The following is a 13624-nucleotide window of genomic DNA, read 5'->3' as shown; positions in this document are numbered from 1 at the left end:
TGGTAGCATCACCCACTCACCCGCCCCGCGCACGGGCCCGCCCCCCCCCCCCCCCCTTCCCGCTGTCGTCTACTGAACCGTGCTGGTCCGGCCCGTTCCTCCGGGCCGAAGGGCACGTCAGGCCTTGGCCTTGCCCAGGATCCGGTTGACGGTCGTGCCGCAGACCGGGCACTTGCCCTTGGCCATGTTCATGCCCGTCTTCGAGACCGTGACCTCGCCCTCGAAGTCCCGCTTCTCCTTGCACTTAACGCAGTACCCGTTGTAGGTCTGGGCCGTTTCGGCCACGGTGCCCCTCCTCGTCTCGTTTGTCGGGCGGTACGTCGCCCAACGCCAGCCTCGCGACGGACGCCCTGGTAGGCGCCGGCGCTGCGGCTTCTCCACGGTCAATGATTGACCGCTGGTCCGCGGACCCTACCCAGCTCTGGGCAGTTCCATGTCAGCGATGCGTCGACACTGTGAGGAAGCCGACGACGAGAGTGTGCATGTCGTAATGCACCGGATTAGTCAGATTCGCAAGGACACGCCGGGTGAAGAGGTCCACACATCCCGTTCACGGCTCCCCGCCGGGCGCCGCGGGCCGTGATCGCTTACGGTGGTAGCCACCGACTCGGCCGCGACGCGGAGAAATTTTCCGGACGACACGCCGTCAACCAGCATTTTTCTGGCATCTCTCGGCGCGTCAACTCTTGCGGTCACCTGGCCAGTACGGATTAGCGTGCCATCGTGAACCAAACCCGAGGCTGCGCGGGCCGGTAATGGCGGGGACGCGGAAGCCTGTCGTCGAAGTACGGCGCAGTCAGCGTCGGCGACGAACGGTGTCCGCGTATCGGGACGGCGAGCGCGTCGTCGTGCTCATCCCCGACCAGTTCTCCCGCGCCGAGGAAACGGAGTGGGTGGACCGGATGCTCGCCCGTCTCGCCGCCCGGGAGGAACGGGCCTGCCGCTCGGACGCCGAGCTACTCGGTCGGGCGCAGCGCCTGATCGACCGCTACCTGAGCGAACACGGGCAGACCGCCGTCCCGGCGAGCGTCCGCTGGGTGACCAACCAGAACGGGCGCTGGGGCTCGTGCACCCCGGCCGACCGGACCATCCGGATCTCCCACCGCATCCAGGAGATGCCGGACTGGGTGATCGACTACGTGCTGCTGCACGAGCTGGCCCACCTCGTGGTGCCCAGCCACAACGCGCGGTTCTGGGAGCTGGTCGGGCGCTATCCGAAGGCGGAACGGGCGCGGGGCTACCTGGAGGGTGTCGCCGCGAGCACGGGCCTCGTGCTCACCGACTGAGCGCGGTCGCCCGGGGCGCCGCGGCCCCGGTTAGGGTTTGCCCGTGGCTCGACGTGTGGTGGTGGTGCTGCTGGGCGCGGTCCGTTGGGCTCCGCCCGGGACCGACCTGCCGACCTGGCGCGCGGCACTGGCCGAGGACGTGGTCGACCTGATCGCCACCTTGAACCATGTCGAGCCGGCGATCGCCGCCACCCCGGCCGACCGTCCGCTGGCCGACGCGGTCGCCTGGCCGGGCATGCCCGTCTACGAGATCCCCGCGCCCACCGTCACCGCCGCGTTCGCCGCGGCCACGGGGGACGGGTACGACCAGGCGGCCGTCATCGCCGCCGACGCGCCCGACGTGCCCGGGCTGATCCTCGGCAAGCTGCTGCGCCCATTGACGAGCCGTCCCCTGGCGATCGCCGCGGCGGGCCCGGACGGGACGCCCGGCCTGCTCGGTGTGGCCGCGCGGCTGCCCGTGCCGGACTGGCTGCCCGACCTGGACCTTGACGCTGACGTCGCGGAGATCCGGGTCGCGGCGCCGCGCCCCGCCGACGTCGTGGTGACGCCGGCGTGGCGGCGACTGCGCGGACCGGCCGACCTGGCCACCCTCGATCCGAGGGTGGAGGGGTGGGACACGACCCGCGCGCTGCTCGGCGGCTGACCCGCCGGCCCATGATCGCGACGATCGTGTGCCCGGCTGATCCAGGCGGACCGATACCCGCCATGAGCCCACGATCGTGCGGATCACGCGGAGGGGTCGGTCGGCTTCTCCGGCGTGGCCGACCCGTCGCCGAAGTCGATGTCGCCGAGGTCGAAGTCGAGCTGCGCCCGGGCGAACGCCGCCGGATCCGCGAAGTCGTCCTCCGACGGAAGCAGGTCCGGGTGACCCCAGAGCGCGTCGCGCCCGGCGACGCCCCGGTGCTCGGAGAGCGCGCTCCACAACGCGGCGGCCTCACGCAGCCGGCGCGGGCGTAGCTCCAGCCCCACCAGCGCCGCGAACGTCTGCTCCGCCGGCCCGCCCGCGGCCCGGCGGCGGCGGAACGCCTCACCGAGCTTGGCCACGTTGGGCAGCCGGTCGCCGGCCGCGCTGTCAACCACGTGGCATACCCAGCCCTCCACCAGCGCCAGGGCGGTTTCCAGCCGGGCCAGGGACGCCTTCTGGGCCGGGGTGTCCTCGGGGGTGAAGATGCCTTCGAGCGCGATCGCCTGCATCGACTCCGGGTTCATCGGGTCGACCCGGCTCATCGCCTCCTCGATCGCCTCCCGGTTGACGGTGATGCCGGCGGCGTACATCTCGACTGCCGAGAGCATGTGTCCGCGCAGCCACGGCACGTGCTGGAAGAGCCGCTGGTGTGCGGCTTCGCGCAGGGCGACATAGAGCCGTACCTCGTCTTCGGGCAGCTCCAGGCCCTGGCCGTAGGCGGCGATATTGGCCGGGATGAGCGCGGCGGTCCCGGGCGGTCCGAGTGGCAGACCGATCTCGCCGGCCGAGAGCACCTCGCCGGCGAGCGAGCCGAGCGCCTGGCCGAGCTGTCCGCCGAAGAGCGCGCCGCCGAGCGCCGCCACCATCGACTGCATCGGACCGAGCTGGGCCCGCGCCTCCGGCGGCACCAGGTCGCTCATCGCGCCCACCATGCGGCCGGCGACCGGGTCGCAGAGCTTCTTCCAGACGTCGAGCGTCTTGTAGATCCACTCGTTGCGGTTCCACGCGACGGAGGTCTGGATGCCGGAGGGGAGCGCCGAGGCCGGCTCCAGCCACAGGTCGGCCAGGCGCAGCGCCTCTTCGACGGCGTTGCGCTCGTACGGGGTCACCGCCGGATCACCGGCCGCGGCGAGCTGACCGGCCGCGACCTGACGGGCCAGGTCCCAGTTGACCGGACCGCTGCCCGGGGCCGCCAGCATCTGCTGCAGCTGCGCCATGAACTGCTGCAACTGCTGCGGGTCGTTGGGGTCGGGCGGTTGACCACCCGGGAGCGAGAAGCCGAACGGAATATCAGGCACGACATCCACGGTACGCGCGGCTGACACGCGTCCACGCCCCCAGGTTTCAGCTCAGGGCGAAGTCCGGGTTCGCCATCAGGGGTGCGGCGAAGCGCTCGGTACGCTCTGGCGCATGAGACGTCGCGGTGTCACTGTCCTCCTCGGCGCGCTGATCACCATGCTGCTCGCCTACGGCGTGTTCGCCGCGCCCGTGCCGTACGTGGTGCTCGGCCCCGGTCCGACGGTCGACACGCTCGGCAAGGACAACGGCAAGGAGGTCATCCAGATCTCCGGGACGCCGACCTCCACGTCGAAGGGGCAGCTCCGGCTCACCACCGTCGGCGTGCAGCCCGACGTGCGGCTCCGTGACGTGATCATCGGTTGGTTCAGCAGCGAAGAGGCCGTCGTCCCGCGCGAGCTGATCTACCCGCCGGACCAGACGCAGAAGCAGGTCGAGGAGCGCAACGCCGAGGACTTCTCGGCGTCGCAGACGAGTGCGGAGACCGCGGCCCTGCGTGAGCTCGGCTATCCCGTGCAGGTGACGGTGAAGGGCGTGACGCCCGGCGGTCCGTCGGAGGGAGTGCTCCGGTCCGGCGACGTGATCACCTCCGTCGACGGGCAACCGGTCACCGCCACGCAGACGCTCACCCAACTGGTGCGCGCCAAACCGGCCGGCACCGTCGTGACCGTCGGCTATCTCCGCGACGGACGCCCGGCGACGGTGAAGATCACCACCAGGGCCGACAACGGGCAGCCGCCTCGCATCGGCGTCGAGGTGGAGCCGAAGCAGCCGCATCCGTTCAACCTGAAGATCGAGCTCGGCGAGATCGGTGGCCCCAGCGCCGGCCTCATGTTCACGCTCGGCATCATCGACAAGGTGAAGCCGGAGGACCTGACCGGCGGCCGGATCATCGCGGGTACGGGGACCATCGACGACGCCGGCAACGTCGGGCCGATCGGCGGCATCCCGCAGAAGCTCGTGGGGGCGAAGAGCGCGGGCGCCTCCTTCTTCCTGGTGCCCGCGGACAACTGCGCCGAGGCGGTCAAGAACGCGCTGCCCGGGCTGCCGCTGATCAAGGTCGGCAACCTCGACGACGCGCTCAACGCACTCGAGACACTCCGAGACGGAGGCCAGCCGACACGCTGTGCGGCGGGCTGAACACGGCGAACTCACCGTGACAGGGTCGTTCGTAGACAGACCCCGTACTCTGGGTGCCTGATCCGAGCAGATCACACTCAAGCGTGCGGAGCCAACGGTGGTCATGCGTAGCAGTCCCATGCCGAGAATGAGTCGACGCGGCCGCGCCACAGTCGGCGTACTCATCGCGGTTTTCCTGCTTTTCACCCTGCTGGGCTGGGGTGTGCAGGCCTGGACAGACTGGCTGTGGTTCGACGAGGTCGACTACACGCAGGTGTTCACGAGCGTGCTGACCACCCGCGCGCTGCTCTTCCTCGCGATCGGCCTCGCGATGGGTGTGGTGGTCGGCGGAAACCTCTGGCTGGCCTACCGGCTCCGGCCGCTGCTGCGGCCGCATTCGCCGGAGCAGGTCACGCTGGAGCGCTACCGGATGGTGCTGACCCCGCGGATCGGCGCCTGGATCGCGGTGCTCGCGGTGATCGTCGGGCTCTTCGCCGGCCTGTCGGCGCAGAGCCGGTGGAGCCAGTGGCTGCTCTTCCGTAACGCGCAGCCCTTCGGTGTCGTCGACCCCGAATTCGGCGTCGACGTCGGCTTCTACGTCTTCGAATACCCGTTCTGGCGTTACCTGCTGGGGGTCGGCTTCACCGCCGTCGTGCTCTCCGTGCTCGCGGCGCTCGCCGTCCACTACCTCTTCGGCGGCGTGCGGCTGCAGGGCGTCGGGGACCGGATGACCAACGCCGCCCGCGCCCACCTGACCACGCTGGTCGCCGTCTTCGTGATGCTCAAGGCCGTGGCGTACGTGCTGGACCGGCGGGCGATGCTGCTGCAGTACAACGACGGCGCGAAGCTCTACGGGGCCGGCTACGCCGACATCAACGCGTTGCTGCCGGCGAAGGAGATCCTCGCCTACATCTCCATCGTCGTGGCCATCGCGATCATCGTCTTCTCCAACGCGTTCATGCGGAACCTGGTCTGGCCGGGCGTCTCGCTCGCCCTGCTCGGGATCTCGGCGGTCGCGATCGGCGGCATCTACCCCTGGGCCGTGCAGACCTTCGAGGTCAAGCCGAGCGCGCGGGACAAGGAAGCGCCCTACATCGAACGCAGCATCACGGCGACCCGCGCGGCGTTCGGGCTGGCCGACGCGGAGCCGCGGCCGTACGCCGCGGCCAACCTGACCCCGCCGGCCAAGCTCGCCACCGACACGTCGGTGGTGCCCAACATCCGGTTGCTCGACCCGCAGCTCGTCTCCGAGACGTACACCTTGCAGCAGCAGGTCCGTAGCTTCTACAACTTCGGATCCAAGCTCGACGTCGACCGCTACAACGTCGGGGGCAAACTGCAGGACTACGTCGTCGGCCTGCGTGAGATCAACTATGGCGAGCTGACCGAGCAGCAGAGCAACTGGATCAACCGGCACACCGTCTACACCCACGGGTACGGGTTGGTCGCGGCACCGGGCAACCAGGTCGTCTGCGGCGGGCAGCCCTACTTCGTCTCCGGCTTCCTCGGGGACCAAGCGCTGGAGCAGTGCTCGTCGAAGTCCGAGCAGATCCCGGTCACCCAACCGCGGATCTACTACGGCGAGCAGATGGGCGGCGGCGACTACGCGATCGTGGGCGCGCCCGGCAAGGGGAAGCCGGCCGAGTTCGACCGGCCGACGAGCAGCACCGAGCAGTACTACACATACACCGGCAAGGGCGGGGTCCCGATCGGTTCGTTCGCCCGCAAACTGCTCTACTCGATCAAGGAGCAGGAGAGCAACTTCCTGCTCTCCGCCGCGGTGAACGACAACTCGAAGCTGCTCTACGTGCGCAACCCGCGGGACCGTGTGGAGAAGGTGGCGCCGTTCCTGACCCTGGACGGCGACCCCTACCCGTCCGTGATCAACGGTCGGGTCCAGTGGATCATCGATGGCTACACCACGGCGGCCACCTACCCGTACGCCGAACGGGTCAACCTGCAGTCGGAGACGGCCGACGAGCTGACCGGGCGGGGCACCTTCCAGCTCGCCCGGGAGAACGTCAACTACATCCGCAACTCGGTCAAGGCCACCGTCGACGCGTACGACGGCACGGTGAAGCTCTACGAGTTCGACGAGACCGATCCGGTGTTGAAGGCGTGGAACAAGGCCTTCGGCGGCAAGCTGATCACCCCGAAGGCGCAGATCCCCACCGAGTTGGCCGACCACTTCCGCTACCCCGCGGACCTGTTCAAGGTGCAGCGCAACCTGCTGGCCAGGTTCCACGTCACCAATCCGGGCGAGTTCTTCTCCGGCCAGGACTTCTGGGCGGTCCCGAACGTCCCCGACGCGCCGGACAACGGCGTGAAGCAGCCGCCGTACTACCTGCTCACCCAGTTCCCGGGGCAGGAGAGCCCGCGCTTCCAGCTCACCTCGGCGGTCACCCCGGCCGGCCGGCAAAACCTCGCCGCGTTGATTTCGGGTTCCTACGTGGACGGTCGATTGCGGCTGGATGTGCTGGAGCTACCCGACCAGACGGCCGTCTCCGGCCCGGTCCAGGTACATCAGCGGATGACCAACGACGCGACGATCCGCCAGCAGCTCAACCTGCTCCAGTCCAATCAGGCCCAGGTGCAGTACGGCAACCTGCTGTCGCTCCCGTTCGGCGACGGGATGCTCTACGTCGAGCCCGTCTACGTGAAGAGCAACCAGCAGAAGGCGTATCCGCTGCTGCAGAAGGTGTTGCTCTCCTACGGCGACGGTGGCTCCTACGTCGTTCTCGCCAACACGTTGCAGGACGGCATCAAGCAGCTCGTCGAGAAGGGAAGCCAGGCGGGGGCGCAGCCGGGCGCCCAGCCCCCACCGCAGAACAACCCGCCGCCACAGGCCGCGCCGCCGGCGGCGCTGACCCCCGAGCTGGCCGCGGCGGCCGCGCGGGTCCAGACGGCGATCAGCGAGGTCAAGGCCGCGCAGACGTCCGGTGACTTCGAGCGGTACGGCCGGGCACTGAAGGCGCTTGACGAAGCGATCAGCGCGTTCCAGGCCGCCCAGCAGGCGGGGCGCCCGGCCGCCACGCCGACACCCGGCGCGACGCCGTCCGCGGCGACACCTTCGCCAACCGGCGGCTGACCGCCCGTCCTCCGTCCCGTCGATCAAGGGCTTGTGCACACGGTTTGATCTCCAATCGTGCGCATAAGCCCTTGATCGTGAGGAACTCCCTGCTCGGTCGGTAGGGCGGCCGCGGTGCCGGGATTCGCAGGTCAGCAGGGATATCGAGGCCGGGCTCCGGCGTCGTTTTGCGGGTACGGGGCCGGGTGCGCTAGTGTTAACGAGCCGACGCGGGGTGGAGCAGCTCGGTAGCTCGCTGGGCTCATAACCCAGAGGTCGCAGGTTCAAATCCTGTCCCCGCTACCACCGGAAACGGGCCCTCAGAGATCACTCTGAGGGCCCGTTTCGTCGTCCTGCCCCGGCTCGGCCGCTCTCGCTTCCGCTGGCACGGTGCGTGCTTTTTTGGGCTGGCGAGGTTCTGTGCCAGCCAGACGAACGCTCGATGAGCCACGGTTATCGGGTGCGGTGAGATGTGCCGCAAGCGCGTGCGCTAGTGTTAACGAGCCGACGCGGGGTGGAGCAGCTCGGTAGCTCGCTGGGCTCATAACCCAGAGGTCGCAGGTTCAAATCCTGTCCCCGCTACCACCGGAAACGGGCCCTCAGAGATCACTCTGAGGGCCCGTTTCGTCGTGCGATGCCGTGGCGCTCGCGCAAACCGCTGCTACGCCGCGTCCACAACGAACAGCCGCGACCGCTACTTCTTGCGCTTGCCGTTCTTCTTCCGGCCGTTCTTGCCGTTCATCAGCAGGCTCAGGCCGATCCCCAGCAGCCACGCGTCCTTCGCGAGGCCCATGCCCTGTTCGGTCGGCCAGACGCTCCCGGGCTGCCGCATCCCGGGCAACCGGGCGTACATCCCCATCAGGGCGGCGGCGAACGCGGTGAGCTTCGCCCCGGCGAGCCGGCTCGGCACCAGCGGGATCAGCAGCGCGGCGCCGACGACGATCTCGGCCGTCGACAGCAGCCGGGCGAACTGCTTCGGTGGGACGTCACGCAGGAACGGGTAGGCCGCGACCGCCATGCCGTGCATTCCGGCCGCCTGCTCATCGCCGACGTCCCGCTTGCCCAGCCCGGAATGCAGGATGAATGCCCCGGAGATGATCCGCTCTGGGAGATGTGCGGGCTTCGTGAACATCGCGCGCCTCCTCGTCGCCGTGCACCCCGGCGTCCTGCCCTGATGTGATGGACCGTGCGGGCGTACCCGCTGGGTGGGGGCGGAAACGACGAGGGGCTGGATTTGTCCGGCGCTCGTTCGCCGCACTAGTCGGCGGAGGTTGCGGAGAGCCCGCAGGATGGAGCCATGGCTTCTCGTGGAACATGGTGGGCTCGGTTGGGTGCGGTGCTCGGCGCGGTCGGGCTGGCCGTCTTCGTACCGGTGGCGGCGTGGGCCTCGTCCGGCACCGGCCAAATCGTGGTTGAGGTGGCCCGGCGGCGCCGCGGCATCGGTGGAATCTTCACGGGGCTCTGCTGCCTCGTGGTCGTCGTGATCGTGGTGCTCCTGGTGTTCATTCTGATGCGCCGGCGGTCCGGTCCGCGGCGCTGAGGCGGGTCAGCCGGCGAGCGCCGCGTTGGCCTGGGCGATGAACTGGGCCGCCGCGTCCCGGGGCTTCGCGCGGCCGAACTGCACGTTCTCCGCGGACGTGATCAGCAGCGCACGTACCTTGGGGTGGCCTCGGGGCGGCGGCACCGGCGCCGGTCCGAACCGCTCGACCATCGCGGTCTCGAACGCCACCGCCGCCTTCATCTTCTCGTCGGTCAGTGACGCCTGGACCAGTTCCCGCACCTCGATGTTCGAGCTCAGGCCACGCTCGGTGCCGAGAACGCGGCCGGCCTCCGGGTCGTTGACGAGGAAATTGATCACGTCGACCACGAGGTCCGGGTGCCGGGTGCCGCGAAACGCCGCCCAGTACATGGACGCCCGGGCCCACTGACCTTTCGGGTCGCCCGGGTAGGAGACGACCCCCAGGTCGTCCGTGGTGTATTTCTGCAGTTCGGTGAGTTGGTTGGACCACATGAACGAGGTCGCCGCCTTGCGGGTGGCGACCAGTTGGCGGCTGACGTCGCCATTGTTGGCGACCTGGAGCGTCGCGGCGTCCGGGGTGGCCCGCGCGGCGTGGGCGCGCCGCCACAGCTCGAACCACCGCGTGAGGTCCTCCTCGGTGAAGCCGATCTGCCGTCCCCGGTAGAGGTCCTTGCCCTGCCCCCGCAGCCACAACCAGAGCGCCTTGTAGTCCGCCGAGGGGTCCATGGTGCCGGCGATCTTGCCGCCGCTGCGTGCGGTCACCTGGCTGGCCCAGGCGATCAACTCGTCGTACGTCATGCCGATGTGGGGCTCGGCGATGCGGAAGCTCTGCAACAACGTCTTGTTGTAGACCATCGCCGGCGTGTTGGCGGCGCCGGCGATCGCCATCGTCCGTCCGCCGACCTGCCCGTACTGCGCGAGGCTGCTCGGAAACTTGCTGAGATCGACCCGGTTGTTGGCGACGTACCCGCTGAGGTCGAGGATGATCTTGCGATCGGCGTACTCGCCGAGGTAGTTGTCGTCGAGCTGGAACAGGTCCGGCGCGTTGCCGCCGGCGGCCTGGGTGGCGAGCTTGTCGTAGTAGCCGGTGTTGCCCTGCCAGGTGACCTTGAACGTGACATGGGGGTGGCGCGACGAGTAGAGCCTGAGCGCCTGCTCGGTGAGCTCGGCCCGCTTCTCCCCGCCCCACCAGAAGATGGACAGCTCGACGCGCTTGTCCGCCGGGCCGACGTCGTCGGCGTCGCCGCACGCGGCGGCGCCCCCGGTGAGGAGCAGAATGGCAGCGAGCGCCGGCGCGAGGACGAGCCGACGTCGGGTCGGCGACGTCGGTGAGACGGCGGTAGGCGGCACGGACATCTCCTGACGTACACCGGGCCCGAACAATGACCGGGACCATTTACACAAGTGGGCGCGGCGGGTGTCAACGGCCGTCCGGCCCGGTTGGGCCGCACGACCGGTGGCCGGTACGCCTCGTGATGTACTAGCCCCCGTGGAGCTGCTGCATTCGGGCAAGGTCAGGGACGTCTACGCCGACGGCGACGATCTGATCCTGGTCGCCTCCGACCGCCTGTCGATCTACGACGTGGTGCTGCCGACGCCGATCCCGGACAAGGGCAAGCTGCTCACCCAGCTCTCCCTCTGGTGGTTCGAGCAGCTCGCGGACGTCGTGCCCAACCACGTCATCTCCGCCACCGACGTGCCGCCCGAGTTCGCCGGCCGGGCGATCCGCTGCCGCCGCCTCGAGATGGTGCCGGTCGAGTGCATCGCCCGTGGCTATCTGACCGGCCTGGGGCTCAAGGAGTACGAGAAGACGGGCGCGATCAGCGGGCTCGCCATGCCGGCGGGCTTGATGGAGGCGTCGAAGCTGCCAATTCCGATCTTCACCCCGACCACGAAGGCACCGCCCGGGCAGCACGACGAGTTCATGACGTTCGACGAAGTGGTCGCCGTGGTCGGCGCGGACACCGCCGACGAGCTGCGTGACATCACGGTGCGGGTCTACCACCGGGGCGCGGAGCTGGCGGCCGAGCGCGGGATCATCGTGGCCGACACCAAGATTGAGATCGGGTGGGCGCCCGACGGCACCCTCATCCTCGCCGACGAGGTGCTCACGTCGGACTCCTCGCGCTTCTGGCCGGCCGACTCCTACCAGCCCGGGCGACCACAGTTCTCGTTCGACAAGCAGTACGTGCGGGACTGGGCGGTTACCACCGGCTGGAACAAGCAGGCCCCTGCGCCGGAGGTGCCGGCGGAGATCGTGGACGCGACGCGGGCTCGGTACGTCGAGGTCTACGAGCGGATCACCGGCAGGGCCTGGTAGCCCGGCTCCGCCCCCAGACCGCGTCGTGGCGCTGATAGCGTGCGACCATGACGCTCTTCGATCTCCCGCTCGACGAGCTGTGGCGGCACCGGCCTCGGGTCTCACGCCCGGCCGACCTCGACAGCTTCTGGGAGGAGACGCTCGCCGACGCGCGCGCCGCCGCCGCGCCCGCGGTGGCCACCCGGGTCGACACCGCGCTGCGCGGGGTCGCGACCTATGACGTGAGCTTCACGGGATACGCGGGCCACCAGGTGAAGGCCTGGCTCAATCTTCCCGCGGCGGCGTCCGGGCCGCTGCCGGTCGTCGTCGAGTTCATCGGGTACGGCGGGGGACGCGGCCGGCCGCACGAATGGTTGCTCTGGTCGGCCGCCGGCTACGCCCACCTGGTGATGGACACCCGTGGCCAGGGAGCGTCCTGGCGCGGTGGCGACACCCCCGACCCCGGCCCGGACGGCGCCGGCCCCTCGGTGCCCGGGTTCATGACCCGTGGCGTGCTCGACCCCGCGACCTACTACTACCGCCGCCTCATCACCGATGCGGTGCGGGCCGTCGAGGTCGCCGCCGAGCTTCCCGGAGTCGACGCCACCCGGCTGGCCGTGGTCGGCGCCAGTCAGGGGGGAGGGCTCGCGTTGGCCGCCGCGTCGCTCGCCGCCGGTCGGGTCGCCGCCGTCGTGTCGCAGGTGCCGTTCCTCTGCCATATCCGGCGGGCGGTCACCATCACCGACGCCGACCCGTACGCCGAACTGGTCCGTTTCTGCCGCGTGCATCCGGACCGCGCGGCGGCCGTCCTGGCGACCGTCGATTACGTCGACATGGTGCATCTGGTGCCGCGGGCCAGCGCCCCGGCGCTGTTCAGCGCCGCGCTGATGGATCAGATCTGCCCGCCGTCGACCGTCTTCGCTGCCTACCACGCCTACGCGGGGCCGAAGGAGATGGAGGTCTACGAGTGGGACGGTCACGAGGGGGGCCGGGCGCACTTCGCCCAGCGCGGGATGGAGTTCCTCGCCTCGGCGCTGAAATAGCCGGCGCTGACGCCGGAAAGGGGCTCCCGGCACGCCGGGAGCCCCTTCGCTTCCGGTTACCGGCTCCACTTCTGGTTCGGGCCACCCGTGCAGTCCCAGATCTGCAGTCGCGTTCCGTTCGCCGAGCTCGCGCCGCTGGCGTCCAGACACTTGTTGGACTGCGGGTTGACGATGTCGCCGGCCCCGGAGAAGACCCACTTCTGCGCGCCGCTGCCGTTGCAGTCGTAGAGCTGCACCTGGGCCCCGTTCGCGGTCGAACCGGCGGCCACGTCCATGCACTTGCCGAGCGCGCGCACCGAGCCGTCCGCCGGCCAGGTCCAGTTCTGCGCGGCGCTGCCGTTGCAGTCCCAGAGCTGGATCGCCGTGCCGTTGGCCGTGCCGGCGCTGGCCACGTCGACGCACTTGCCGCCGTACCCGGTGATCCGGCCACCGCCGCCGCCACCGCCCCCGCCGTCGTGCGCGGAGACCCGGACGTAGTCGATGACCATCTGCTGGGGGAACGTGGTGCTGCCGTCGGGGGAGCCGGGCCAGTTACCGCCGACCGCGACGTTGAGGATCATGAAGAACGGGTGGTCGAAGACCCAACGGTTGCCGCGCAGGTCCGCGGGGGTCTTACGGGAGTACTGGATGCCGTCGAGGTACCAGGTGACCGAGTCCGGCGCCCAGTCGACCGCGTAGGTGTGGAATTCGTCGGCGAGGGCGCGCCCGCCGGGCAGGGTGTAGCTGGCGGTGACCGGGTTGCCGCCGGAGTAACCCGGTCCGTGCAGCGTGCCGTGCACAGTGGACGGCTCCTTGCCGACGTTCTCCATGATGTCGATCTCGCCGCTGTTGGGCCAGCCGACCGAGCCGATGTCGTTGCCGAGCATCCAGAACGCCGGCCAGATCCCCTGACCGCGCGGGATCTTGATGCGCGCTTCGAAGCGGCCATACGTCTGGGTGAACGTGGCGGCGGTGAGCAGGCGGGCCGAGGTGTACTGGCAGGAGCCGTACCAGCAGCCGTAGCCGGCCGGGTTCTCGCGGCGGGCGGTGATCACGAGGTTGCCGCTGCCGTCGAGGGCGGCATTGCTGGTGCTGGAGGTGTAGTACTGGAGTTCGTTGTTGCCCCAGCCGCTGCCGCCGACGTCCCGTCGCCACTTGGCGGGATCGGGTGGGGTGCCGGCGGCACCGTTGAACTCGTCGGACCAGGTGACGGGTCCGGGGGCGGCGCTGGCGGGGGCGCTCATCGGCGCGGTCAGCGTGGTCGCGAGACCGGCCGCGACGACGGCGAGCGCGAGCAAAGTCCGGGCTCTGGGCATGGGGGACCACCTTGG

At 69.7% G+C, this 13624-nt stretch carries 12 protein-coding genes and 2 tRNA genes; 9 read left to right on the top strand and 5 right to left on the bottom strand.

Translation table 11 applies throughout. The features are described 5' to 3' along the window. Window positions 1-117 precede the first annotated feature (117 nt). Window positions 118-285 (bottom strand): DUF5679 domain-containing protein, encoded by a 168-nt coding sequence (locus AB0J06_RS00985; protein ID WP_357423169.1) that lies wholly within the window; start codon window positions 283-285, stop codon window positions 118-120. A 470-nt stretch (window positions 286-755) separates the two neighbouring features. On the opposite strand from AB0J06_RS00985, the gene AB0J06_RS00980 reads away from it, so the two are divergent. Together AB0J06_RS00980 and AB0J06_RS00975 are read left to right on the top strand one after the other, a co-directional pair. Further along, a complete protein-coding gene (locus AB0J06_RS00980) occupies window positions 756-1286 on the top strand; it encodes a M48 family metallopeptidase (RefSeq protein WP_357423167.1) in 531 nt (176 codons plus the stop codon). Window positions 1287-1329: 43 nt separating this feature from the next. Continuing rightward, window positions 1330-1929 carry a hypothetical protein gene (locus AB0J06_RS00975; RefSeq protein WP_357423165.1) on the top strand — a complete coding sequence of 200 codons (600 nt, stop codon included), beginning with the start codon at window positions 1330-1332 and terminating at the stop codon, window positions 1927-1929. An 83-nt stretch (window positions 1930-2012) separates the two neighbouring features. Here the strand turns inward: AB0J06_RS00975 and AB0J06_RS00970 are convergent, their stop codons facing one another. Then, window positions 2013-3269, bottom strand: coding sequence for a zinc-dependent metalloprotease (locus AB0J06_RS00970; protein ID WP_357423163.1), 1257 nt, complete (start codon window positions 3267-3269; stop codon window positions 2013-2015). A gap of 112 nt (window positions 3270-3381) precedes the next feature. On the opposite strand from AB0J06_RS00970, the gene AB0J06_RS00965 reads away from it, so the two are divergent. The 4 genes from AB0J06_RS00965 (at window position 3382) to AB0J06_RS00950 (ending at window position 8038) form a co-directional block, all read left to right on the top strand. After that, the gene (locus AB0J06_RS00965) at window positions 3382-4407 is read left to right on the top strand and encodes a PDZ domain-containing protein (RefSeq protein ID WP_357423161.1); all 1026 of its coding nucleotides are present in this window, start codon (window positions 3382-3384) and stop codon (window positions 4405-4407) included. Window positions 4408-4510: 103 nt separating this feature from the next. Next, a complete protein-coding gene (locus AB0J06_RS00960; RefSeq protein ID WP_357423159.1) occupies window positions 4511-7474 on the top strand; it encodes a UPF0182 family protein in 2964 nt (987 codons plus the stop codon). 208 nt (window positions 7475-7682) lie between these two features. Continuing rightward, a tRNA-Met gene (locus AB0J06_RS00955) sits at window positions 7683-7759 on the top strand. Between the two features lie 202 nt (window positions 7760-7961). Then, window positions 7962-8038, top strand: a tRNA-Met gene (locus AB0J06_RS00950). Between the two features lie 109 nt (window positions 8039-8147). Here the strand turns inward: AB0J06_RS00950 and AB0J06_RS00945 are convergent. After that, window positions 8148-8585 carry a hypothetical protein gene (locus tag AB0J06_RS00945; RefSeq protein WP_357423157.1) on the bottom strand — a complete coding sequence of 146 codons (438 nt, stop codon included), beginning with the start codon at window positions 8583-8585 and terminating at the stop codon, window positions 8148-8150. A 165-nt stretch (window positions 8586-8750) separates the two neighbouring features. Between AB0J06_RS00945 and AB0J06_RS00940 the strand changes: the two genes are divergently transcribed. Beyond that, the gene (locus tag AB0J06_RS00940) at window positions 8751-8993 is read left to right on the top strand and encodes a hypothetical protein (RefSeq protein ID WP_357423155.1); all 243 of its coding nucleotides are present in this window, start codon (window positions 8751-8753) and stop codon (window positions 8991-8993) included. Window positions 8994-8999: 6 nt separating this feature from the next. On the opposite strand, the gene AB0J06_RS00935 is transcribed toward AB0J06_RS00940, so the two are convergent. Continuing rightward, window positions 9000-10322, bottom strand: a complete 1323-nt coding sequence (locus AB0J06_RS00935; protein ID WP_357423153.1) for an extracellular solute-binding protein — start codon at window positions 10320-10322, stop codon at window positions 9000-9002. A gap of 139 nt (window positions 10323-10461) precedes the next feature. Here AB0J06_RS00935 and AB0J06_RS00930 point away from each other — a divergent pair, with 139 nt between their 5' ends. Next, complete coding sequence (locus AB0J06_RS00930; protein ID WP_357423151.1) at window positions 10462-11292, top strand: phosphoribosylaminoimidazolesuccinocarboxamide synthase; 831 nt, start codon at window positions 10462-10464, stop codon at window positions 11290-11292. Window positions 11293-11339: 47 nt separating this feature from the next. Continuing rightward, window positions 11340-12314 carry an alpha/beta fold hydrolase gene (locus tag AB0J06_RS00925; protein ID WP_357423149.1) on the top strand — a complete coding sequence of 325 codons (975 nt, stop codon included), beginning with the start codon at window positions 11340-11342 and terminating at the stop codon, window positions 12312-12314. Between the two features lie 56 nt (window positions 12315-12370). On the opposite strand, the gene AB0J06_RS00920 is transcribed toward AB0J06_RS00925, so the two are convergent. Then, window positions 12371-13609, bottom strand: a complete 1239-nt coding sequence (locus AB0J06_RS00920) for a family 16 glycosylhydrolase (protein WP_357423147.1) — start codon at window positions 13607-13609, stop codon at window positions 12371-12373. Between the last annotated feature and the right edge of the window lie 15 nt (window positions 13610-13624).

Source organism: Micromonospora sp. NPDC049679 (genome assembly GCF_040659735.1).
In the GTDB taxonomy this organism is placed as follows: domain Bacteria; phylum Actinomycetota; class Actinomycetes; order Mycobacteriales; family Micromonosporaceae; genus Micromonospora_I.
The sequence above is the reverse complement of the archived record's forward strand: the minus strand, read 5'-3'. Positions and strand labels throughout refer to the sequence as shown.